Source organism: Pantoea sp. Lu_F5_004, assembly GCF_051136245.1.
GTDB lineage: Bacteria > Pseudomonadota > Gammaproteobacteria > Enterobacterales > Enterobacteriaceae > Pantoea > Pantoea agglomerans.
Map to the genome: position 1 here is coordinate 3,745,853 of NZ_CP194946.1, position 23,572 is coordinate 3,769,424.

General features: G+C 57.2%; 21 protein-coding genes. 10 read left to right on the plus strand and 11 right to left on the minus strand.

Translation table 11 applies throughout. The features are described from left to right. The first annotated feature begins 20 nt into the window (after positions 1 to 20). Genes ACR8BN_RS17400 through ACR8BN_RS17410 form a run of 3 tightly spaced genes read left to right on the plus strand, consistent with a single transcriptional unit; the run spans position 21 to position 4,071 of the window. Positions 21 to 2,549, plus strand: a complete 2,529-nt coding sequence (locus ACR8BN_RS17400) for a fimbria/pilus outer membrane usher protein (protein WP_434747171.1) — start codon at positions 21 to 23, stop codon at positions 2,547 to 2,549. Then, positions 2,540 to 3,058, plus strand: coding sequence for a fimbrial protein (locus tag ACR8BN_RS17405; protein WP_083070338.1), 519 nt, complete (start codon positions 2,540 to 2,542; stop codon positions 3,056 to 3,058). Before ACR8BN_RS17400 ends, ACR8BN_RS17405 begins: the two co-directional genes overlap by 10 nt. Further along, complete coding sequence (locus tag ACR8BN_RS17410) at positions 3,055 to 4,071, plus strand: fimbrial protein (protein WP_434747172.1); 1,017 nt, start codon at positions 3,055 to 3,057, stop codon at positions 4,069 to 4,071. The genes ACR8BN_RS17405 and ACR8BN_RS17410 overlap by 4 nt, the downstream gene beginning before the upstream one ends. A gap of 140 nt (positions 4,072 to 4,211) precedes the next feature. Here ACR8BN_RS17410 and ACR8BN_RS17415 read toward each other — a convergent pair whose 3' ends face one another. The 3 genes from ACR8BN_RS17415 to ACR8BN_RS17425 all read right to left on the minus strand — a co-directional run bounded on the left by ACR8BN_RS17415 (position 4,212) and on the right by ACR8BN_RS17425 (position 7,485). Beyond that, on the minus strand, positions 4,212 to 5,381 hold the full coding sequence (locus ACR8BN_RS17415; RefSeq protein WP_434747173.1) for a Gfo/Idh/MocA family protein: 1,170 nt from the start codon (positions 5,379 to 5,381) through the stop codon (positions 4,212 to 4,214). Positions 5,382 to 5,391: 10 nt separating this feature from the next. Further along, positions 5,392 to 6,309 carry a TIM barrel protein gene (locus ACR8BN_RS17420; RefSeq protein ID WP_434747174.1) on the minus strand — a complete coding sequence of 306 codons (918 nt, stop codon included), beginning with the start codon at positions 6,307 to 6,309 and terminating at the stop codon, positions 5,392 to 5,394. A gap of 150 nt (positions 6,310 to 6,459) precedes the next feature. Beyond that, complete coding sequence (locus tag ACR8BN_RS17425) at positions 6,460 to 7,485, minus strand: LacI family DNA-binding transcriptional regulator (RefSeq protein WP_039386989.1); 1,026 nt, start codon at positions 7,483 to 7,485, stop codon at positions 6,460 to 6,462. 330 nt (positions 7,486 to 7,815) lie between these two features. Here ACR8BN_RS17425 and ACR8BN_RS17430 point away from each other — a divergent pair, with 330 nt between their 5' ends. From ACR8BN_RS17430 to ACR8BN_RS17445, 4 genes are all read left to right on the plus strand, one after another. Continuing rightward, the gene (locus ACR8BN_RS17430) at positions 7,816 to 8,859 is read left to right on the plus strand and encodes a Gfo/Idh/MocA family protein (protein ID WP_434747175.1); all 1,044 of its coding nucleotides are present in this window, start codon (positions 7,816 to 7,818) and stop codon (positions 8,857 to 8,859) included. Positions 8,860 to 8,877: 18 nt separating this feature from the next. Next, positions 8,878 to 9,756 (plus strand): sugar phosphate isomerase/epimerase family protein, encoded by an 879-nt coding sequence (locus ACR8BN_RS17435; protein WP_031593622.1) that lies wholly within the window; start codon positions 8,878 to 8,880, stop codon positions 9,754 to 9,756. 217 nt (positions 9,757 to 9,973) lie between these two features. Continuing rightward, positions 9,974 to 10,837, plus strand: a complete 864-nt coding sequence (gene yghU / locus ACR8BN_RS17440; RefSeq protein WP_031593621.1) for a glutathione-dependent disulfide-bond oxidoreductase — start codon at positions 9,974 to 9,976, stop codon at positions 10,835 to 10,837. Positions 10,838 to 10,847: 10 nt separating this feature from the next. Next, a complete protein-coding gene (locus tag ACR8BN_RS17445; RefSeq protein ID WP_010252030.1) occupies positions 10,848 to 11,141 on the plus strand; it encodes a DUF1330 domain-containing protein in 294 nt (97 codons plus the stop codon). Between the two features lie 30 nt (positions 11,142 to 11,171). Here ACR8BN_RS17445 and ACR8BN_RS17450 read toward each other — a convergent pair whose 3' ends face one another. Beyond that, complete coding sequence (locus tag ACR8BN_RS17450; protein WP_039386994.1) at positions 11,172 to 12,266, minus strand: YncE family protein; 1,095 nt, start codon at positions 12,264 to 12,266, stop codon at positions 11,172 to 11,174. Between the two features lie 201 nt (positions 12,267 to 12,467). After that, positions 12,468 to 13,406 carry a LysR family transcriptional regulator gene (locus ACR8BN_RS17455; protein ID WP_109652742.1) on the minus strand — a complete coding sequence of 313 codons (939 nt, stop codon included), beginning with the start codon at positions 13,404 to 13,406 and terminating at the stop codon, positions 12,468 to 12,470. Positions 13,407 to 13,470: 64 nt separating this feature from the next. On the opposite strand from ACR8BN_RS17455, the gene ACR8BN_RS17460 reads away from it, so the two are divergent. Further along, a complete protein-coding gene (locus tag ACR8BN_RS17460; protein ID WP_033787519.1) occupies positions 13,471 to 14,541 on the plus strand; it encodes a tartrate dehydrogenase in 1,071 nt (356 codons plus the stop codon). A 1-nt stretch (position 14,542) separates the two neighbouring features. Here ACR8BN_RS17460 and ACR8BN_RS17465 read toward each other — a convergent pair whose 3' ends face one another. The 4 genes from ACR8BN_RS17465 to ACR8BN_RS17480 all read right to left on the minus strand — a co-directional run bounded on the left by ACR8BN_RS17465 (position 14,543) and on the right by ACR8BN_RS17480 (position 19,054). Then, positions 14,543 to 15,874, minus strand: a complete 1,332-nt coding sequence (locus tag ACR8BN_RS17465; RefSeq protein WP_033759728.1) for a glycoside hydrolase family 28 protein — start codon at positions 15,872 to 15,874, stop codon at positions 14,543 to 14,545. 103 nt (positions 15,875 to 15,977) lie between these two features. Next, entirely contained in the window at positions 15,978 to 16,793 is an 816-nt protein-coding gene (locus tag ACR8BN_RS17470; protein WP_010252038.1) for a carbohydrate ABC transporter permease, read from the minus strand. Then, entirely contained in the window at positions 16,793 to 17,665 is an 873-nt protein-coding gene (locus tag ACR8BN_RS17475) for a carbohydrate ABC transporter permease (RefSeq protein ID WP_434747176.1), read from the minus strand. Before ACR8BN_RS17475 ends, ACR8BN_RS17470 begins: the two co-directional genes overlap by 1 nt. Positions 17,666 to 17,722: 57 nt before the next feature. Beyond that, complete coding sequence (locus ACR8BN_RS17480) at positions 17,723 to 19,054, minus strand: extracellular solute-binding protein (protein ID WP_434747177.1); 1,332 nt, start codon at positions 19,052 to 19,054, stop codon at positions 17,723 to 17,725. A 550-nt stretch (positions 19,055 to 19,604) separates the two neighbouring features. Here ACR8BN_RS17480 and ACR8BN_RS17485 point away from each other — a divergent pair. Further along, complete coding sequence (locus ACR8BN_RS17485) at positions 19,605 to 20,204, plus strand: GNAT family N-acetyltransferase (RefSeq protein ID WP_434747178.1); 600 nt, start codon at positions 19,605 to 19,607, stop codon at positions 20,202 to 20,204. Positions 20,205 to 20,216: 12 nt separating this feature from the next. After that, positions 20,217 to 21,308 (plus strand): ABC transporter ATP-binding protein, encoded by a 1,092-nt coding sequence (locus ACR8BN_RS17490; RefSeq protein ID WP_109652748.1) that lies wholly within the window; start codon positions 20,217 to 20,219, stop codon positions 21,306 to 21,308. A gap of 57 nt (positions 21,309 to 21,365) precedes the next feature. Here the strand turns inward: ACR8BN_RS17490 and ACR8BN_RS17495 are convergent, their stop codons facing one another. Further along, complete coding sequence (locus tag ACR8BN_RS17495) at positions 21,366 to 22,484, minus strand: ROK family transcriptional regulator (RefSeq protein ID WP_010252050.1); 1,119 nt, start codon at positions 22,482 to 22,484, stop codon at positions 21,366 to 21,368. A 40-nt stretch (positions 22,485 to 22,524) separates the two neighbouring features. Further along, positions 22,525 to 23,409, minus strand: coding sequence for a BadF/BadG/BcrA/BcrD ATPase family protein (locus ACR8BN_RS17500; protein ID WP_083070350.1), 885 nt, complete (start codon positions 23,407 to 23,409; stop codon positions 22,525 to 22,527). Between the last annotated feature and the right edge of the window lie 163 nt (positions 23,410 to 23,572).

The following is a 23,572-nucleotide window of genomic DNA, read 5'->3' on the forward strand; positions in this document are numbered from 1 at the left end:
ACTCATTGAGGAATGCTCGCGTGAAAATGAAAATCGTTTGTGCGGTGGTGGCTTTCCATGCCATGCGGTATACCGCAGCCGCGGAGAGCGATTTACACTTTAACCCCGCCTTCCTTAATGGCGAGAGCGCGTCAGTGGCTGATTTATCCTGGGTTAATACAGGCAGTGCCTTACCGCCAGGCGAATATAATATCAACGTCTATATCAACAAGAATTATGCCTTCACGGGCAACGTCATCTTTGCGGTGGATAAATCCAGCGGGCAGGAGGTCACTGCAGCCTGTCTGACGGCCAGCCAGCTTGATGCGCTTGGCGTCGACATGGCACAGGCAGAGGGTGTCAGCCTGCCGCTGGCAAAACAGTGCTATTTCCTTAGCACGCTGTTTCCCGGCAGCAGCGCGGACTATGAGCCGCAAACTCTCACGCTCAACATCACTGTACCGCAGAGCAGGATGCGTAATCTGCCACGCGGCTACGTCAGTCCGGAAAACTGGGAACGTGGCATCCATGCCGGGTGGCTGAACTATGTCATTAACGGCTCGAATAATACCTATAAAGGTGAAAACAAAACCCGCGATCAACAGCTGTTTGCCAGTCTGAACAGCGGCATAAACATTGGCGCATGGCGGCTGCGCGACTATACCACCTGGACCAAAGACACGAATGAGCTGAACCATGTACAGACCTGGTTGCAGCGCGATGTTCCGGCGCTGGGCGCACAGCTTTATGCCGGAGAAACTTACACCTCATCTCAGGTGTTTGACTCCGTCGGTGTCCGCGGGCTGGCGCTTAAAACGGATGACAACATGCTGCCTGCAAGCCTGAGTGGTTACGCGCCCGAAGTTCGGGGGATTGCGCGCAGCAATGCTATCGTCACCGTACGACAGAACGGCAATGTTATTTATCAAACCAGCGTATCGCCCGGGCCATTTGTGCTCAGCGATCTCTATCCCACGTCTTCGGGGGGTGATCTCTCTGTCACTATCAGGGAGAGCGATGGCTACGAAACTCAGTTCAATGTGCCTTTCGCCAGCGTGCCTAATCTGGTCCGCAGCGGCCAGGTTAAATATGCCCTCAGTGCGGGAAAATTCCAGCCGGTCAATAATCAGGCTGCGCCGACATTTGCCCAGGGTGAACTCTTTTATGGCTGGCGATATGGACTGACCTTTTATGGTGGCGCTCAGCTTTCCGAGCGTTATCGCGGGGTTGCAGCGGGCATCGGTCAGAACCTGGGCCGCCTGGGAGCCTATTCACTGGATGTTACCCATGCCCGGAGCCAGCTTGCAGATGATAAGCGCTATACGGGCGACTCCGTACGCCTGCGCTACAGCAAACTGCTCAACGACATCGGGACACGCGTAAATTTCTATTCGCTGCGCTACTCCACACAAGGGTTCTATAACCTCAGCGATACGGCTTATAAAAGAATGAGCGGCGGCAGACCAGAACAGGTCGTGGAAGCGGACGGCACTGTCACCACCCGCTATGAAAATCTCTACGACCTTCGGATGTCACGCAAGGCCAGAAACCAGCTACAGCTCTCGCAGCCGATGGACGAATATGGCTCTTTATCGCTCTCCTGGGATCAGCAAACCTACTGGCATACGTCGAAAACGACACAGGGGATTCAGTTTGCATGGAATACGACATTCCGATCTGCCTCGCTGGGCGTGAGCTTCCAGCGCAGCACCAGTCTGTATGATGACAGTAAAGATAACATTCTGGCCTTGTCGCTCTCGATACCCTTTGGCGATCCCAAAAATTCGACACGCGCACGTTTTTCCACCACTCAGGGGAAATCAGCAGGAACAACCTACAGCGGTGGCGTTAGTGGTTATGTGCCTGGAAAAGATGAACTTTATTACAGCGTAAATCAGCGCTACAACGCACAGAAACAGTATGGCGGCGATGCTGCACTGCAATATAAAGACCATCGGGGCCAGTACAACCTGGGTTACAGCTACGGGCGTGATGCCCGGAATCTCAGCTATGGCATCAGCGGTGGTGCCGTTTTACACGAAGATGGTTTGACACTGAGCCAGCCGCTGGGCAATACCAATATTCTGATCAAAGCACCCGGAGCCAGCGAGGTTGCGGTTCTTAATCACCGCAGTATTAAAACCGACAGCCGGGGTTATGCCGTCATCCCCTACGCCACGCCCTACCGCGTTAATCGGGTCGGCCTCGACGCCACGACCGCAGGCAGTGATGTGGAACTCGATAATGCCATCATCAGCAAAACACCAACCGACGGCGCGCTGGTGCGAGCCACTATCACTACGCAACAGGGTGCAAAAGCGATGTTTGTCTTACGCCAGAACGGCAAGGAATTACCTTTTGGTACCGTCGTCGCGTTAGCAGACAGCGAAGTCAGCAGCATTGTGGGTGATGGTGGCAGCATCTATTTATCGGGTCTGCCGTTGAAAGGTACGCTTAACGCGGTCTGGGGAAAAGATAACGCGGCCCGTTGCTCTGTTCGCTATCAGCTCAATAAGCAGGATTTTAACGCCCGCACGGGCCTCTATTCTCTGGAGGGAGCATGTCAGTAACAACCCGCCTGGTATGCATCGTACTTCTGTTCGCCTGCACATGGCCGGTGCGGGGTTACGATGTGCTGGTTTCGGTAAAGGGTAATCTGATCGCCAATACGTGCGTCGTTGCCGCCGACTCGCTGGAGAAAAATGTCCCCCTTGGCGACATCGGTACCAGACAATTAAGTAAAGCGGGTGCGGTAAGCAATATTAAATCTCCGTTCACGCTCACGCTGGAAGCGTGTGGCCCCACCTTTTCTGGCGTAAAGATCCGCTTTAGCGGCACGCCGGATGATATTGATCCGCAACTGATTAAAGTGGCAGAGGGCGGAGCGACAGGCGTGGCAGTGCAAATCCTCGACAAAGATGGCGCGCTTGTCCCACTCGATACCCAGACAACCGCCTATGGTGTGAAGGGGAGTGACAGCGTGCAGATGAATTTTTATGCCCGATTAATCGCCACAACTGCCGAGGTTAATGCTGGCAACGTTTCAGCCATCGCCACCTGGACTACGGAGTATCAATGATGCGTAATTTACTGTTGCTTGCCTGTTTTCTTGCCTCGGCCAGCGCGCTGGCTATGGACTGGAAATCAGACATTACGCTCTCACCCCAGCCAATGGAATATTCCGGACCAGCAGACTCCGTGATGCCCGGTGACATTATTGGTTCAACCTGGAGTGCGACAGTGGACGTACAGGAAGTGTTCTGGTGCGGATGGGTATGGGTCTGTGAAAAGGGTACGCTTGAGCCCTCTCCATCGGCTATATCCAGCGGCATGGCGGTCACCGTTGATGGTGTAAATTACACAATTTTCGAAACGGGTATACCGGGTATTGGCTACATCATCGGGCTAAAAGATTTTAACGGATCGGAGTATATGCCGTTACAAACGGGCATCACGCAGAGCTATCCGGCTCCAGGCACGAGTGGCCGTGCCACAAATCTGGGCTGGTCAGCGAAAGTGACCTTTATTAAAACGGGAACCGCGTTGAAATCGGGCCTGTATACAACGCCCACTATCCAGGCTGCCATTCTGACGGCCTACAATAATGAAACGAAAACAGCGCAGGTCATTATCAACCCCACCACCATCACGGTGGCCGCCAGCGGCTGTACGGTCAACACCAAAAGTGCGAACGTCGATCTGGGCACGCTGGATATCCGCACACTTTCAACCGTGGGCAGCACCTCACCTTCGGGGACGTTCAACGTCACACTCACCTGTGATCAGAACATCGCGGTGAATGCGGTCATGACCGACCAGACAACCCCGTCAAACAGTTCATCGGTTGTGACGCTGACGGGCGACTCTACCGCGTCGGGCGTGGGCGTACAGTTTTTCTATAACGGTATCGGTCCCCTGAGCATGGGCCCGGACAGTACGGCTGATGGCACGCTCAATCAGTTCTTTATCCAGACAACCTCATCGGCAAAACAGGTATTGTCACTGCCCTTCCAGGCGCAGTATATCCGTACGGGCGATCTGGTACCCGGAACGGCTAATGCACTGGCGAGTATTACGTTTTCCTATCAGTAATAGATCCACCTTCTGAGCAGACCGACCAGGCAAGGCTGGCTCTCTGAGCCAGAGCCAGCCCGTTTATGACCTGGTCATCGGTGATAGCCGTTCTCACTGAGCAGCAGGCGCGTCCCGCTCTTCCCCGCTAAAGACTCGCTTCAGCACGCCACCCACACCGCACCGGCATCCGCCGATTTCACGCACTTCGCGACCCAGCGCACGCCCATTAATCCGGCATGCACGTCGGGATACCAGAAATCCTGCAGAAAGTCGGTGTCGCGGCGATCGGTGGCATCCATCGCCAGCGCGAAGCGACGATAAAGATTGGACCAGGCTTCAAATAAACCCTCTGTATGCCCTCCGCCAATGCGGTCCTCTTCCAGTGCGCGCGGGCTTAGATAACCCATGCCGCGCTCCAGAATGCGCACCGGCTCGCCCTGCACCTCATAGCGCAACTGGTTCGGCTGCTCATCCCACCACTCCAGGCTGGCTTTCGATCCGACGACCCGAATCTTCTGCCCGTGCATCGATCCGGCATTCACCGCCGACGCCCATAACGTGCCGACCGCGCCGTTGTCATACTCCATCATCACAAAGGCGTTGTCCTCCAGCGGCGCACGCGACGCGACAAAGCTCTGACGCGAACAGAGCAGACGCGTCACTTTCAGCTGTGGCAACATCGTTTCTGCGATAAACAGCGGATGCGTCGCCAGGTCGCCTAACACATAACTCGGGCCGACAAAGCGCGGATCGACCCGCCAGCGTGTGCTTTCACTCTGCAACTCCACCGCCTCATTATGGAAGCCGTGAGCAAACTGCATGTTAACGATGCGGATCTCACCCAGAGCCCCTTCGGCGATCATCTCCCTGGCCTGATGAACCAGCTGATGCCCGGCATAACCGTAGGTGACACCAACAACCTTCTGCTTCTCCCGGCTCAGCTGCTCCAGCTCATCCGCCTCTTCGACCGTAAAACAGAGGGGCTTCTCGCACACCACATGCAGCCCGGCATTAAGCGCCGCCCGGCAAATGGCGAAATGAGTATTATTAGGCGTGGCGACAGACACCGCCTCAATGCCATCTTCACGCGCGGCTTCCCCGGCGAACAGGCTGGCATAATCGGGATAACAGCGGTCCGGTGCCACACCCAGCGCCTGACCAAACTCACGCCCGCGTGCGGCATCAATATCAAACGCCCCCGCCAGCAGCACAAAGTTTCCGTCTCGCTGTGCCGCAGAGCGATGGATATACCCAATCTGGCTGGTGCCGCCGCCGCCGATCATGCCCCAGCGCAGTGAGCGATTAGCCGCTTTTTTACCGTTAATCATGCTGTTGTCCTCAGAATCCTGTTGATCGGAGATAGTCCAGGCTGGCTTTAACATCCCGCAGACTGGTGTCGGCATGGCGCGGATCACGCTCCTGTTCGATGGTGATCCAGCCCTGATAGTTACGCTCAGTCAGCAGCGTGCGCACCGCCGGATAGTCGATTGCGCCCTGCCCCAGCGGACACATCACCCCCTGCGCGCAGGCAGTGAAAAAGTCGAGTCCGCGAGAGAGTGCGTCACGCCAGACCCGCTGGTTAACGTCTTTGAAGTGGAGATAATCGATGCGGGTCCAGTACTGTTGCAGCGAAGCGACCGGATCCATTCCGGCATAATAGAGATGGCCGGTATCCAGGCATAAACCAGCGACCTGATGCGGAATATCACTGACCAGCCGCGCAAGCTCATCGGCAAATTCAATGCAGCCGCCCGCATGCGGATGGATCACCGGCCGCACGCCATACTCCTGCCAGGCAATTTCACTCAGAATGGTGATGTGTCGTATCATGCGCTGCCAGTCGTCAGCGGAGAGCCGTGGCGCTTTTTCTGACTGACCAGCATATTTCGCCCGCTCCAGATTCCCGAAGTCGATGATCACCAGATAAGGCGCGCTGGCACCGGGCGTTCTGGCGGCGGTTGGCACACTGGCCAGCGTACGACACAGGTTGTGGGTCAGCGTGATCAGTTCAGGGAAATGCGCTTCACTGACCAAATCATCAAAAATCGTACCCGCCACCAGCGAAAGCTGATGCGCATTAAGCTGCCGGGTCAGTTCGGCTGCATCGGATGGCAGATAGCCCCAGGGGCCAAGTTCGATACTGGGATAGCCAGCCTGAGCGGCCTCGGTCAGGACTTTCTGCCACGGCGGCAGCCAGGGATTAGCGGGATCGTCCACGCCCCAGCTACAGGGCGCATTAGCAATGTGAAAGGTCATGATATCTGCCTGTGCAGTGAAAACTGCTGGCAGTATCAAATGAAAATTTCATCTCAGACAACAATGAAAGTTTCATTTTTTGATAGAGATCGCGTTTAAATATCCCACAAAATGATAGATTTTTATCAAATAGGCGCTAACCTTTTCTTTTTACAGGTTTTCACGCGTCACGATTTCAAAGGGTACGGTCACCTGTGCAAAATGGTCGCGCTGCTCCATCCGACTGTTGAGACAGGTGGCTATCACCGCCGCAGCCATGACATCAAGACGATGACGCAGCATCAGCGTGATGGTGCCATCAATCAGCGCCAGCTCATCGCCGGGCAATGGACCGTGGCACAGCAGATCGATCTGCCTGCGTCCGCTGTCACGCAGCGCCTGCACCACGCCCTCTATGCCGCCGCAGGGCGCATAAATCATCACCAGATCATCATGGGTCTCCAGCAACTGACGGGTTGCCTGATAGCCGCCGTCACCCGACTCATAAGTCTTTAACGGTTCCAGTACCCGCTGGGTGATACCTGACTCGCGCAGGTAAGAGCGGAAACTGATCTCGCTGCTCTCCTGGCAGGTAAAGCGATGATCGCCCAGCAGCACCCCGACGCATCCCGGCTGACGCAGCAGATGCTGTGCCATCCACGCCGCTGTGCGCCCCGCTTTCTGATTATCAATGCCGACAAACCCCGCATGCTCGCAGGGCGAAAAATCAGAAAACAGCGCGTAAACCCGTACGCCCAGTCGTGACACATCCTGAATCGCGTGACGAATCAGCGGATGATCCAGCGCCACCAGCGCAATCACATCACTGCGCTGTGCCAGCAGACGCAGCGAGTGCGCCACCGCCTCCACTTCGTGAATATCATGCCAGCAAAACTCAGGTTCGCTGCCCTGTGGCTGCTGCGCTTTAAGCTGCTGTTTCAGCATCTCGCCCAGTTGCTGATAAAACGAATAGCGGGCAGGCAGCAGGATAAAACTCACGCGAACTGTTGCTGCGGCAAGGGGTGATGTTGTCCGGATGTGTGCCTGCGTGAGGTGATAGCCCAGCTCGCGGGCCGCAGCCAGCACTTTCTGCTCGGTCACGCTGCGCACCGGCGCGCGGCCATTCAGCACCCGATCCACGGTGGCCACGCCCACGCCCGCCGCCTGCGCAATGGCGGTCATCGTCACTTTTGACATTATCCTTCTCCCTGTTTCTGCTCTCTGTAGCGCTGACTGACGGCTACGCCTTGATATTCTGTTATCTGAGACATTAACACTCTATCGCGCCCTGGCCATTTCCTCTCATTTATTTGATAGAAAGTCAGCGCCAATCTTGATCGTCCTCGCAAAATGAAACATTCATTTCTTTCTGTATTCTCTTTAAAACGCCCATTTGCTAAAACGGATAAAAATCCTGCGCCGATCGGGTTGATGGGATCACATCATTAAAAGGTTAGAGCGTCGACGGCGGGCTTTCTATAGTGGAGTCCTGAGCAGCACCTGCCTGCACGTACAAAAGGAAAAGTTATGTTCCCTTCAACGCTTCCGCTTCCACGCCTGCCCGTTGCCAGCCAGATACCACAGTTGCGCTGGGGCATTATCGGGCCGGGCTGGATCGCCGACCATTTTGCCAATGCACTGCGAAAGCACACCCACCAGCAGATCACCGCGGTGGCTGCGCGTGACCCGGCAAAAGCGAAGGCCTTTGCCGACAAATGGTCAATCAGCCATGCCTCGGGCAGTATCGACGTGCTGCTGGCGCGGGAGGATGTTGATGCGGTTTATATCGCTACGCCCCACAACCACCATTTTCCCGATGGTCTGCGCGCCATTGCCGCCGGAAAGCATCTGCTGATTGAAAAGCCGCTGGCGCTGAATGCTCAGCAGGCGACTCAGCTTAAACAGGCCGCCGCTGCCGCGAACCTGCTCTGTATGGAGGCGATGTGGTGCAACTTCACACCGAAATATGACGTTATCCTTCAGCTGCTGGAGGATGGCGTGCTCGGCGATGTTCACACCCTGATTGCCGATCATGGCGAGTTTTTCACCCCGGACCACCGCATCTTCAACGCCGATCTGGCGGGCGGCCCGATGCTGGATCTGGGCAGCTATCTGGTGGCGCTTAGCGTGTTTGTTGGCGGCGGTGCGCCTGACACGATCGTCGCCCGGGGCCAGCCCGTCCCGGATGGGTGTGTAAACGGTCAGACGTCGATGCTGTTTACCCATCAGCACGGCATGCAGTCGGTGCTGAATACCACCCTGTTCAGCAACACGCCAGGCGGCGCGGTGATCGCCGGACGCGAGGCCACGCTGGAACTTTCAGGCCAGTTCTATGCGCCCGGTAACTTCACCCTGACCTCCAGCGATCGGCGTCATCGCCTGCAGTGGCAGGAGCCTGCCAGTCGCTATGAACAGCTCTGTCATGAAATTAACCACTTCGCCTGGTGTATCGGCCAGAACCGGATCGATTCGCCCATCCATTCGCTTGACCAGGCGATTACCACCCTGGCCGCGATGGACAACGTCAGGCAGCAGATTGGCGTGACCTTCAATGAAGAACAGCAACCTTAATGTGCCCGGAGCAGAAAGATGAAAATCGCTTTTGATGTGGATGTGATTAAAGATTTAGGCATCACCCGTATGGTTCATCAGGTGGCCGACTGGGGATACAAATATATCGAACAGTCGCCGCATCCGCAGATCAACCCGTTTTATAAGCATCCTAAAGCCAGCCGTGAAATCATCACCGAGTATAAGAATGCGTTAAGCGCCACCGGGCTGGAGATCTCCTCGTTTATCGTGGTCTATCGCTGGTCCGGCCCGGATGAGCTGCGTCGTCAGGCAGCGGTGAAGAACTGGAAGCGGATGATTGAGATCGCAGTTGAGATGGGTGTGCAGGTGATTAACACCGAACTCTCCGGCACGCCTAATGAGCCGGAAATCTGTGAAGAGATGTTCTATCGTTCCATGGAAGAGCTGCTGCCGATCATCGAACGTGAAGGCATCCGCGTCGAAATCCAGGCGCATCCATGGGATTTCTGCGAAGAAAACAACGAAACCGTGGATATCGTGAAGTCGTTCCGCAGCGATAACGTGAAGTATATCTACAGCGCGCCACACACTTTCTTTTATGACAAAGGCAAAGGCGATGTGAAGCCGATGCTGGAGTATGCCGGTGACGATCTGTCGCACATGCTGATCGCCGATACCATGAACCATACTAAGCACTGTCGCTACATCGTTAACCCGCCAGGGGTGGATGCCACCATTCACCAGCATGTCGGCGTGGGCGAAGGCGAAGTGGACTTCGACACCCTGTTCAAAACGCTGCGCGACACCGGCTTTGCCACCCGCAGTTATAAAGTCGGCGGTGAACCGATCATCGCGGCGTCTCTGTTTGGCTACCCGGAAAAAATGAAGGTTCAGGCGGTAGAAACCCGCGAACTGATTGAGCGTGAACTGCTGTAACCCTGTCTGCCGTGCTGTCGCTGCTGACTGCACGGCCACCTCCGCTCAGGACAACGAACCACCCGCCTGACACACTTTCATTCACTTTTCCTCTGTGCTGCTGCCCGCCTGACATCAGCCCCTGCAGCACGCCCTTGCGCAGCCAGCAGAGTTAAACCCCCTTTGCAGCACCTGCTACACTCCAGACCAATACCACACCATAAGGCGAACTTTCATTATGTCGGAAAATGCATATCAGCCCGCAAAAGTCTGGACCTGGGACCCTGAAGCCAAAGGTAACGGCGCTAAAACTAATCGTCCGTTCGCTGGTCCCACCCATGAAAAAGCGTTGCCGGTCGGCAAGCATCCTTTACAGCTCTATTCGCTTGGCACGCCTAACGGCCAGAAAGTGACCATCCTGCTGGAAGAACTGCTGGCGCTTAACGTCAACGATGCGGAATATGATGCCTGGCTGATCCGTATCGGCGAAGGCGATCAGTTCTCCAGCGGTTTTGTCGACATAAACCCGAACTCGAAAATCCCGGCGCTGAGCGACCACTCAGCAACGCCGCCGATTCGGGTATTTGAATCGGGCAATATCCTGCTCTATCTGGCGGAAAAGTATGGCTACTTCCTGCCAAAAGATATCGCTGGCCGCACCGAAACCCTGAACTGGCTCTTCTGGCTGCAGGGCTCAGCGCCTTACCTCGGCGGTGGTTTCGGTCATTTCTATCACTACGCGCCAGAAAAAATTGAGTACGCCATTAACCGCTTCACGCTGGAAGCGAAGCGTCAGCTCGACGTGCTGGATCGTCAGCTGGCAGATAACCGCTATCTGGCCGGTGATGACTACACCATCGCTGATATCGCCACCTGGCCGTGGTACGGCAACATGGTGCTGAATGACCAGTATGGCGGTGCCGAATTCCTGGATGTGCAGTCCTATAAAAATGTGGTGCGCTGGGCGAAAGAGATCGCGCTGCGACCTGCTGTGATTCGTGGCCGCAAGGTCAACCGTGTCATGGGCGACCCGGCCGATCAGCTGCATGAGCGTCATGATGCCGCTGATTTCGATACCGAAACCCAGGATAAAAAAGCTTAAGGAGAGACCTGTGAGTGCATATGTTGTATTTATTCGTGATAACACCCTGAACCAGGACGAAATGGCGATCTATGCCGAGAAAGCGGGCGAGGCTCGCGGCGATCATCAGATCAATCCTCTCGCCTTTTATGGCGAACTGGAAACGCTGGAAGGACAGGAAGCGGAAGGCGTGGTGATTCTGGAATTCGCGAGCCGCGAAGCCGCGCATGCCTGGTATGACAGCCCGGAGTATCAGGCTGCCAAAGCGCACCGTCTGAAAGGCGCTAACTACCGCGTGGTGCTGGTAGAAGGTGTGGCTAAGTAAGGATTCAGGCGGCAGCGATGCCGCCTTTTTTTATTGCAGCGTGATACGCGCCACGCCATCCAGTCCCTGACTGCTGCGATCGTCATTGAAGCCCTGCTTCAGGGTGACGAACAGGGTCTGCCCGTCCGGTGAGACCAGCAGACTGTTGGGATGGCTATCAAATGACCAGCTGTTTTTCACCTCATAGGTGGTGCCATCCAGCTGCAGTACCTTCTTCGATTCGCGCTGGCTGATATAAATCTCATTGCGCTTGCCATTAAACTTAATCCCCAGTGAATCACCCAGATTCAGACGCTTAATGACCTTGCCGCTGCGCTCATCAAACACCAGCGTATTTTTCGCTTTTGAATTATCCGTCACAAACAGGCGACCGGTTGCCGGATCCTCGGCCATATTCAGGAACAGATACTCCTGCCCGTCACCCGCCGTCAGGCGCTGCTCGATTCTGGCACTGCGCGGATTGATCACCAGGATTTCCCCGCTGCCGTTCGCCGCATAAATCCGGTCGCTGACCGGCGAGAAGATGATGCCTGTGACCCACTTCCCGGCATTTTTTATCCGGGTTTTCAGCGTCAGGGTTTTGGCATCAACCACCCAGATCACGCCAGGATCGCCCACGCCGCCGACATAGAGCAGCCCGTCATGCAGAAAGATTTCACGCGTGCCATAGGGCAAGCCTTTCTCGTTTTTCTCGTCAAACATCAGGCGCTTCAGCACCTTACCGTTATCAGGATCGATCTTAGAGATACCGCCATCCAGCGTGTTGGTGGCGTAGAGTGCGCTGCCATCAGGCGCGCTGATCAGACCAAAGTTTTTCAGGTCGAAGTGCCCCGCGCCGGTACTCTGCAGCGTGGAAGCATCAAGACGGTAGATCATGCCGCCGCTGATATCTTTGAATCCCTGCGCACTGGCGACATAGAGAGCGTTTTTTGCTGGCAGATAGGCCATTTCATACAAACCTTCACCCAGCTCGCGCTGAATCAGGTTATCGGGGCTGGAGGGCTGCATCACCACCGGCGCACTGGCATCCACTTTTTTCGCCGGCATCTGACACGCCGTCAGGCTGAAGGTGGTCACCATCGCCAGTGTAAGTGCCGCTGTACGCGGACTGAACAACGCTTTCATACTTAACTCCCCTATCTGCCTGCTGCTCCCGGCTGGCCACAACGCAGAGGACAGACAGGAAATAAAAAGAATAAGAATCATACGCAGCCGCTAAAACGCTGTAAACGCAGCGGCACGCTGACCCAACCGAATCAGCTTAATGCGGTATATTTATTGTCCGCAGGCGCCTGACCGCGCCAGAAACAGCCTTTAAACTCCTGACTAATCAACTGATTGCAGATTGCTCTGCAGAAACGCCACAAATGCGGTAATACGCGCCGGAAGCTGGCGCTGCGCCTGCCAGACCGCAAAAATATCGCCATCCGGTGCCTGCCAGTCGGGTAACACCGGCAGCAGTTCGCCCGTCGCCAGACTGTGCTGCGCGTCCCACCAGGAACGCAGCAAGATGCCATGCCCATCCATCGCCAGCCGCATCGCCACTTCGCCATCGTTGGTGATCAGACTGCCGCGCACTTTCTGATTGATGCTCTGTTCGCCGCTGGTCAGCCGCCACAGGGTAAAATCGCTGTCGTGCTGGCGCAGTAAAATGCAGTTGTGTTGTGCCAGATCGCGCACTGTCTCCGGCAGACCGTGCCGGGCGGCATAGGCGGGTGAGCAGCAGAGAATGCGCGGATTGGTACGCAGTTTGCGCGCCACCAGCCGTGAGTCGGGCGGTTCCCCGACGCGGATATCAATATCCATGTGGGCATCAAGAAAATTAAGTGGCTGGCTGCTGAGCTGCAGCGACAGCGAGAGTTCCGGGTGCAGCGCGGCAAAAGCCGAAACGCAGGACGCAATATGCCGACGGCCAAAACCAAATGAGGCGTTGATGTTAAGTGTACCGCGCAGCTGGGCGGTCTCGCCGCTGACCGCCTCTTCCAGCGCCGCCAGCTGATCCAGCAACGGACGCGCGCCCGCCAGATAGCGGCGGCCTTCCGGCGTCAGCTCCAGTCGTCGCGTGGTGCGGCGCAGGAGTTGCACACCAAGCCGCTGCTCCAGCTGGCTCAGACGTTTGCTGACCGCCGCCAGTGACAGTCCCAGTTCGCGCGCTGCCGCAGTCAGGCTATCCAGCGCAGCCAGGCGAACAAAGAAGGCTAAATCATCGGTGGAGGTGCGGGATTCTCTACTTTTATTCAACACTGGATTGCCTTTCAGGCTCATTATTTCCCCGGAATCGACAGTTATACTGCGTACACAATTCGAACATCAACCGGAAAGGTACCCTGTGACTGACAAAATTCACTCTGTTGCCGTGATCCCTGGCGACGGCATCGGCAAAGAAGTGATGCCGGAAGGCGTCCGTGTAATGAATGCGGCCGCAGAGAAATTTAACATTCCGCTGCGCTGGGAGTGGTTCGATTACGCCAGTGCCGACTACTGGCAGCAGCATGGCAAAATGTTGCCTGACGACTGGTTTCCACAACTGAAAGCCTTTGATGCGATCTATTTTGGCGCAGTCGGCTGGCCCGATGTGGTGCCCGACCACGTTTCACTGTGGGGCTCGCTGCTGCAGTTCCGCCGGGAGTTCGATCAATATGTGAATCTGCGTCCGGTGCGACTGATGCCAGGTGTTAAAGCGCCGCTGGCGAATCGTCAGCCCGGCGATATCGACTTTTATGTGGTACGCGAAAACACCGAGGGTGAATACTCCAGCGTCGGCGGCACCATGTTCCCCGGCACCGAACGTGAAGTGGTGATTCAGGAGACGGTGATGACGCGCACTGGCGTCGATCGCATCCTGAAGTTTGCCTATCAGCTGGCGCAGAGTCGGCCGAAGAAACACCTGACCTCCGCCACCAAATCGAACGGTATTGCCATCACCATGCCCTACTGGGATAGCCGCGTTGAAGCCATGGCCGGTCAGTTCCCCGATGTTCGCGTCGATAAGTATCACATCGATATTCTCACTGCTAACTTCGTGTTGCATCCGGACTGGTTTGATGTGGTGGTCGCCAGCAATCTGTTTGGCGATATCCTCTCCGATCTCGGCCCGGCCTGTACCGGCACTATCGGCATCGCCCCTTCGGCCAATATCAACCCGGAAGGCCTGTTCCCCAGCCTGTTTGAGCCGGTTCACGGTTCTGCGCCCGATATCGCCGGTAAAGGCGTCGCCAATCCCATCGGACAGATCTGGTGTGGCGCGATGATGCTGGAGCACCTCGGCTACAAAGCGGCAGGTGATGCGGTGTTAGACGCGATTGAACGCACGCTGGCAGCGGGTGAGCACCTGACGCGCGATCTCGGCGGCAGCGCCAGCACCGAACAACTCGGTATGGCCATCGCCGCCGCGCTGTGATTTAGTCCGGCAACTGCACCACGCACTCAGGGTGCCAGCCTGGCGGTAACGGTTCCGGTCGTACTATCGCCAGGCTGTGCAGTTGCAGGTTCTCCACCCCGCGTGCGAACAGGCCCGGCAGCCCGCCGGGATAGCGCTCTACGCCAAAAGCTTCGCCGGTTTTCGGGTCAAGTTTGTAGGCGTTATCCAGCCCCATGCCGGTCGGTGAGTCCGGGTTACAGGGCGGCCGTACGTCATAGTGTCCCTGTGCAACCGGTGCCACGGTCTGCCGCATCTGCAGCTGGCTGATGACCACATCGCGTATCCAGCCCGGTTCTGCCGCATGCAGGTTAATCGCCCCTTCCGCCACGCCCGTAACGTTACTGAACTGCACCTGCTCTACGATGCCGGGCGTAATGGCAGGATCGCGCCTGCGCACCGAAATATGCAGCGGATCGGCTTTTCCCCAGTGGCAGGGCGGCGCATGGTGACAGGCAAAAGTCAGATTACTGAACAGCAGACGCCGCATCGCGCCGCCGTCACGCGACAGAATGCCGATGCCACGGTTGGAATCAAAAATGGTGCAGCCGGTCACCGTGACATCTTCCACATCATCCCAGGTTTCAGTACCGATTTTAAAGGCGCAGCTGTAGCTACGCAGCAGGCAATTGGTGATCATAATCTGCCGCGCCGGACGCCGCAGCGCGGCCGGTTTGTGGGTGGTTTTGATGCAGATGGCATCATCGGCGGCACTGAGATAGCTATTGCTGACAAACACCGCTTCGCAACTGTCGATATCGAGCGCATCGGTATTCGGCATGGTCATGGCATTGTCGATGGTGAGGTGGTCGATATGCACATGGCGACAGCTCACCAGATGCACCGTCCACATCGGCGCCTGCACGATGGTAAAAGCGGTCAGCGTTACCTGCTCACAATCTTCAAACACAATGATCCGCGGCCGGTCCGCACGCGGCAGGCGATAGCCCTGCTCGTCACGCTCAGCGGCAAACCAGGCTTCACCGTCACCGTCGATACGGCCGGTGCCGCTGATGGTGATATTGCGCTGGCCCAGCGCATAGAGCAGTACATTGTGGGACTTCTCAGCACAGCTCAGCGCCTGTACCGCCTGGTAATCAGCCAGCCGCTGACTGGCGATCAGCACCGCGCCTGCTTCAAGATGGAGTTCAAAATCAGAGGGCAGATTCAGGCAGCCGCTGCGATAACGCCCGGCAGGCAGAGTCAGACGGCCACCGCCCGCCGCCGCAATCTGATCCATAGCGCGTTGCAGCACGGCCGTGTCCGGGGTTTCGCCATCGGCGACAGGGTGAAAATCAGCAAGGGAAAGGTGCATCATGCGTCTCCCGCAGGATTGAGGAGGAGGAATTGCAGCACGATACGGCGCGGCAAACCTTTGTCTGGCCGCCAGTGCGCCGTTTCGTGCGGGCTATCACAGATTACTTCACGGCCCCTTCGGTGACGCCGCTGATGAACTTGCGCTGGAAAATCAGGAACACCACGATCAGCGGCATAATCACAATCATCGCGCCCGCCATCAGCACCGGAATGTCGATGGTGTTTTTGTTCTGGAAAAACATCATGCCAATTGGCAGTGTGCGTAACTCATCCTTGTTGACCAGAATCAGCGGGATCAGGAACTCATTCCAGGTCCAGATAAACAGCAGCAGCCCCAGCGTTGAGAGGGTCGGCCAGATAGCGGGCACCAGAATGCCCCACAGAATTTTGACCCGCGATGCCCCATCCATTACCGCCGCTTCCACCAGTTCTTTCGGCACCTGCTGAAAAGCGCTGGCGATCATCAGCGTGGTAAAGGGCAGCGACAGGGCGATTTGCGGCAGGATCAGCGCCAGATAGGTGTTGGTCAGCCCCATCCAGCGCAGCTCGTGATAGAGCGGAATGATAAAGGCTTCACTGGGCAACACCATCCCCAGCGCCAGCATCGCTCCGATGACTTTTTTACCAGGGATTTTCAGCCACGCGAAACCGAACCCGGCCAGAATGCCCAGCAGCACGCTGAACAGCACCACCGGAATCACCACCAGCACCGAGTTGAGGAAGTAGACGTTGAAGTGTCCCTGTTGCCACGCGGTCAGGTAGTTTTTGAAATTCAGCGAGGCGGGCAGCGTGAAGACCCCCTGAAACAGCTCCATCTGGGTTTTGAACGACGTCATCAGCGCCATCAGGAACGGCAGAATCGTCATCAGCGCCACGATCCAGATCAGCGCGCGTGAAATCACCGGCGTGCTTCGCATCAGTAACGCTCCTTTAAGGCCAGATGGATCAGATAGTTAATCCCTAAAACAATGACCATGCTGAACACCGCTACCGACGAGGCGTAGCCAAAGTAGTGCAGATCAAAGCCCTGCTTGTACATAAAGATGTTGGTGACCATGGTGGAGGTGCCCGGGCCGCCCTGCGTCATCACATAGACCAGGTCAAAGGCTTTCAGGCTGGCGATCACCGTCAGCAGCAGGGCAATCCGCAGCTCGGGTCGCAGGCCTGGCAGCGTAATGCGCATAAACTTCTGGCGACGCGACGAGCCATCGAGATCGGCCGCTTCCAGCAGTGACGGATCCATGCGCTGCAGGCCCGCCATAAACAGCACCAGACAGAAACCGAAGAAGTACCAGGTGGCGACCAGACCCACGGCGGGCAGCGCCCAGGTAAAATCACCCAGCCAGGAGAGCGCCAGCCGGGGCAATCCGATTGCGCGTAATATCTGGTCGATCGGGCCAAACGCCGGGTTATAGAGCCAGCGCCACACCACGCCGAGCACTGCCATCGGCATGATGTAGGGCAGGAAAAAGAGAATGCGCAGCACGCTGCGTTCGCTGTTGTTGCGCGTGTCATACAGAAAGCTGCAGAGCAGCAGGCCGACGCCAATCGGCAACAGGGTATAGAACAGCATCAGAATGGCATTATTGCCTAGCGCAATCCAGAACACCGGATCGCTGAACATCCGCAGATAGTTGCTGACGCCGCTAAACACCGGCAGCGAGGTGCCGTCCCATTCGGTAAAACTGATGCCCAGCGAGGCCAGTAGCGGGAACAGCAGAAACACCGCATAGACCAGCACCGCAGGCAGAACATAGAGAAAATTACGCCAGCCACTTAAATTCAACATAACTCTACTCGTGGTTCAGAACGGGGCTCAGACCCGGCTGTTCGCCGGGCCTCCGGCTTAATGCTTCAGCGTTTTCAGGTAACGCTGATAGTTGTTGTCAAAATTAACTACCATCTGATCGGGTGTCTGACGGCCCGCCAGCAGCAGCTGGACGTTCTGATTCAGCTCGGCGTTCATGGTGGGTGTCGCCCAGTCCACATAGTGACCTAAACCGTCATAATCATTGAGCGTCAGCCAGACCTGATACGCCTCGGCCAGCAGCGCATTGTCCGCCGGCATTTTCGCCGCTTTGTTGGTGCTGGCAGGCAGGAAGCCCACCTTCAGCCAGCGGTTCGCCATGGCATCAGAGACCATATAGTTGATGAACTTCGCCGCACCTTCCTGCTGGTCTTTGCCTTTGGCAGTGCTGGTGATGGAGAACGCCAGATCGGTACCGCCCACCATCAGCGGCTGCTTCACGCCTTCACCGGCAGGCATCGCGGCAAAGTGAATATCTTTGTTGTCTTTAAACTGGCCGAGATACCAGGTGCCGCTGACCAGGAACGCGGCCTGGCCGTTCTGGAACAGCGTCGCCGCATCGTCGTGACCGATGCCCTGGAAGCCAGGGAAGAAGTACCCTTTGTCGGTCCAGCTCTTCATCATAGAGGCGGCATTGACCAGCTTGCTGTCTTTGAAGGTGCCGCCCACATCGTAAATCAGATTATCCAGCGTCTTGCGGTCGTGGCTCTCAATCTGCGCCTGCCACAGGGTGCTGAGCAGCTGCTGGCCCATGTTGCCATCCAGCAGGCCGAGCATCATCGGCGCGGTGCCCTGCTGCTTCAGTTTCGCCATCGCGCTTTCCAGTTCAGCCAGCGTTTTCGGCACGGCAATGCCCGCTTTATCCAGCAGCGCTTTGTTGTAATAGAGTCCAACCATCTCGCCCAGGCTGGCGACGCCGTAGAGTTTGCCGCTGCCGAACTCGCCGCTGTCTGACCAGCGGTTACGTTTCAGAATCGAGTCAGGGAAGCGTGTAGTCCAGCCGTTGCTGGCGGCGTAGCTGTCGAGCGGCAGCAGCAGCTTATCTTTAACCAGCGAGCCCATATCGCCGCCGCCCTGGTTGACCTGAGCGATCTGCGGGCCATCACCGGCAGTCAGCGCCAGCTTCAGAGGAATACGGGTATCTTCAAAGGAGTGAACCGAGCGGTTAATCACAATGCCGGGATTCTGCTGGGAAAACTCTTTAATCCCTTCATCCACCGCGGCAGTCTGCTCCGGGTAGTTGTAGATATCCCACTCATTCAGGGTAACGGCGGCGTGGGCGGCATGCGAGACGCTGCCCGCCAGCAGGCCCGCTGCCAGCAGCCGACCCACATTGCGAATTCGGAACGAACGAACGGAGGAAACAGACATTATGCTCACCTTCTTCAGACCAGGATCGGCATCCTTTCATCTCACCGCCTGACATCCTGCAGGCTGCAGCCGCACACAAACGCACTCACTCATACTTACTTTAATAAAAAAATAAAGTCAAACAGCCTGCGCGGGGAATTGCAACGCTGTGAGCACGCGCAAATAAACAGCGGCATGGCGTGAAATTCAGCACACTGCGCTGGCATTTACGCAATTAACCGTGGCGGTGCGTCGCCAGCCACTTTTTCTGTAGCAGGAGATACCAGTGCAAACATTGCAAAATAACCTCCTGATAAAACATACGAAAATCCTATCACGCTCACACTTTCCCCCTTTCACTGGCCGTGAATCTGCTGCCAGCCGCCACAATCCGGGCGTGTTGGCGATCACAGTTGTGCATCCCGATGCCGGTAAACATTGCCGAAGCGCCCGTGTTAGTGAGATAAGGTAATTATTCTATCTTGAAAACTAAGTCCACTTTCATTAACGTAACTTTCATCTGCGGATCTGTTCAATCCCTGACCGATTCACTCACTCACGAGAATTCACCATGGCGAATCAAGGTGTCATTCGTCCGGCCACCCCGGCGGACTATCCGGCGCTCTACCGCATCTGCCTGGAAACAGCCGATGCAGGTGGCGATGCCCGCGCGCTCTATTCCGATCCTGACTATCCCGGCCAGCGTTTTGCTGTGCCTTATGCGCGTTTCGCGCCTGACTTTGCTTTTGTGCTGGAGCGGGACGGTGAGGTGCAGGGTTACGTGGTGGCCGCGCCCGATACCCGCGCGTTTGAAGCGCAGCTACAGGCCGAATGGTGGCCGCAGCTGCAGGAGAAATATCGTGATCGCAGCGCCAGCGCGCCGCTCGACAGCAAAGTGCTCGACTCAATACGCCATCCCGACCAGGCCGCTGACACGCTGGTGACGCAGTGGCCCGCTCATCTGCATATCAACCTGCTGCCGGCGGCACAGAAAGGCGGCTGGGGTCGCCGGATGATTGAGCATGAACTGGCGGCACTGCGCACTGCCGGTGTCAGCGGTGTCCATCTTGGCGTCAGCCTGCAGAATGAGCAGGTCTGCGTCTTTTATCAGCGCATGGGGTTCACCCCAATCCTGCGCAGCAATGCCATCTACATGGGCCAGTTACTCTGAGTGAGGTAGCCGATGACCAGCCTGCGCTTGCAGAATGTGAAGAAGTCTTATGAACACGTTAATGTCATTCATGGCATCGATCTGACGATCAACAGCGGCGAATTTGTGGTGTTTGTCGGGCCATCCGGCTGCGGCAAATCGACGCTGCTGCGGATGATCGCCGGGCTGGAGGAGATCAGCAGCGGGCAGTTGCTGATTGAGGAGCAGGACATGACGCAGCAGCCCGCCACCGAGCGCGGCATTGCTATGGTGTTTCAGTCTTATGCGCTCTACCCCAACATGACGGTGCGCGGCAACCTGGCCTATCCACTTGAGGTAATGAAAAAGTCCAAAGCGGAGATCAACGAGGCGATTGCCCGGACGGCCGCCCGCCTGCATCTCACCGAACTGCTCGACCGCCTGCCGCGCGCGCTCTCTGGCGGACAGCGGCAGCGCGTGGCGATTGGCCGGGCAATTATCCGTCATCCGCGTATCTTCCTGTTCGATGAGCCGCTCTCTAACCTCGATGCCGAGCTGCGTTTGCAGATGCGGATTGAGATTGCGCGGCTGCACGCCTCGCTCGGCAACACCATGATTTATGTCACCCACGATCAGCTGGAGGCGATGACGCTGGCTGACCGCATCGTCGTGCTGCGTCAGGGCCGCATTGAGCAGGTCGGCGCACCGCTGACGCTCTATCACGACCCGGATAACCTGTTTGTCGCCGGTTTTATCGGCTCGCCAAAAATGAACTTCCTGCAGGCGGAAATCAGCGCCACGGGCGAGGGTGAAGTGCAGCTGCGGGTGCCGGAACTGAAGATTGAGGGGCTGGTGCTGAAAATCGCCGCCGACTGCCGCGAGGGGCAAACCGTGACGCTGGGAATTCGTCCCGAGCATTTCCAGCCTGCCGCGCAGACGCCGGACGCACTGCGCTTTCATGGCGAGCTGGCCTATGGCGAAATGCTGGGCCACACCAACTATCTCTACCTGGATATCGGGCGTGAAGAGATGCTGGTGGTGGAAGAGCGCGAAGCAACCACGCGCGATCTGGGAACTCAGGTTGAACTGGGCTTCTCTGCCGCGCACTGCCTGCTGTTTGACGAGCAGGGAATGCGCCTGCGCTAAGGGAAGCGCGGAAACAAAAACGGGCGCCGCGGCGCCCGTTTTTATTCGAGGGATAACTCAGGTGACCGGCTCTTCATCGGCCTGCGCCGCCAGCAGATCAAGCAGCCGGTTGACGGCAAAACCCGCCGCGCCCAGCGCCCACATGCGGTTCGATTCAGTCAGGAACTGCAGCGGCGTCATGTGCGGCGTCAGTTTAAGCCGGTAGGCCTGGAAGCTCTGGGTGATGTGATCGAGCAGAATGCGTGACGCCATGTGCGGCTCCATCGCCAGATAAACCACATCCGGATCGTAAGCCACCGACAGGTTCGCCAGTGAAATTCCCAGCTCGCGCCCTGCCTCTTCCAGCACCGCCAGTACCTCAGGCGTTGGCCGCTGATCCAGCGCCTGTAATGTGAGGCCTTCCACCGGTTCCTGCTCAGCAAGCCGTTGCAGAATGGCGCGCGATGAGGCGACATCTTCCAGCAGACGCAGTGAGCCGTCGCCCACCAGCCCGTTGCCAATCTCCCCCGCCTTGCCGTGACGACCGCGGTAGAGCTGACGATTCAGGATGATGCCTGCCCCGATCCCTTTGCCGTAGGTGGCGATCACCGCCGACTGCGCGTTGCCGAGCTGACCAAACACCAGCGCCGCCATTGCCATGGCGTTGGCGTCATTCTCGATAAACACCGGCAGCGAGAAACGCTCTTCCAGCAGGCGCGCAATCGGGACGTTGTCCCAGTCGAGCACTTTGGATCGGATACAGTAGCCGTTTTCGGCATCGACCAGTCCCGACAGGGCCAGGCCAATGGCGCCCACCCGCTTCTCCTCAACGCCGCGCAGGAATTTCGCCAGCGCATCGCCGAGCTGGCGCGGCGTCAGCGTGCCTTTCGGCATCTGCTGTTCGCCCAGCAGATTGCCGCTGAGATCGGTCATGACGATCAGGTTGCGTTCCGCATTGAGCTGAATGCCAATCACGCTGGCGCGATCGGGATTGAGCCCAAGCAGCGTTTTTGGCCGCCCCATCGACACGCGACGCAGCCCCAGCTCCTGCACGATCTCCTGCGCCAGCAGGCGATTAGTCGCCTGCGACACGGTCGACATGCTCAGTCCGCTACGAACTTTCAGGTCTGACTGGCTGATCGGCGCATTTTCAACAATCAACCGCAGAATGCGCGCGGTTACGTTGGGAGCGGTCATAAATTCCTCGGGTTATCCGGCTGAGGATGCTCAGCCAGCTTCAGATCGGTAATCGGGCAGGCGTCAGCTGCTGCGCCAGTATCAGCGCTCCGCTCAGGGCATCGCCCTGCGGCGTCACCAGCCGGGCCTGAATATCGTCATCCAGCCAGCGCTGAATCGGCGTGGCCAGTCCCCCCATCAGCGCCACGGGTCCGCTACTCAGGGCAGTCAGACGACGGACCATCAGGCCGATATCGGCTGCGGTCTGATGCAGCAGATCCTGTGCATGACCATCGCCCGCGTCGGCGGCCGCAAAAATCTGTGGCACCACGCGGGCCCAGTCTGCAGGCGTCGCTGAGCGCGTCCAGAGCAGCATGGTTTCCGGGCTGTGATCGAACTGCGCCATCAGCTGCCGGGTAAGTGCGCTCTGGGTAATAATTGCTTCATGGGCCAGCAGTGCCAGCCGCAGCGCACGACGGCCCAGCTCAGCGCCCGATCCCTGGTCAGACAAGGCAAAGCCCCAGCCGCCAAGCAGCGTAAACTGTTCGCCATCCCAAGCGGCTCCCTGACTGCCGGTGCCGATGATAAAGACGGCGCCAGGTGCGCCGCCATGGGCGCCCGCACAGGCGATCTCCACATCGCTGACCACCTGTAACGCCGCGCAGGCAGGCTGCCAACTGGCGAGCCGCGCCTGTACCGAGGTGACATTCGCACCGGCTAATCCGGCGACCAGCGCGGTTTGCGTCAGCGCCTCCGGGGCTAATCCCGCCTGTGACACTACCCGGTCGATCAGCTGCCCGACGCAGGTCAGCGCCGCGTCATAGTCTGACCAGACGTTGGCAGGCCCGCCGGTGGCTTCCGCCAGCATGCGACCCTGCAGGTCGGTTAACCGCGCGCGACACTGTGTACCGCCGCCATCAATGCCCAGAAGATAGTGTGGTTGCACGCGCTTCCTTCCCTGATTAAGGGTTATAGCCATAATGAGCGAACGATAGGATAAAAAAACTTAAATCGCAATAACAAATAAATATAGCAAAATCATATCTGAATTTTATTCTTAGTTTACATGATGATAACAAAAAACCCCTCGCAAAACGCGTAGTGCGTTA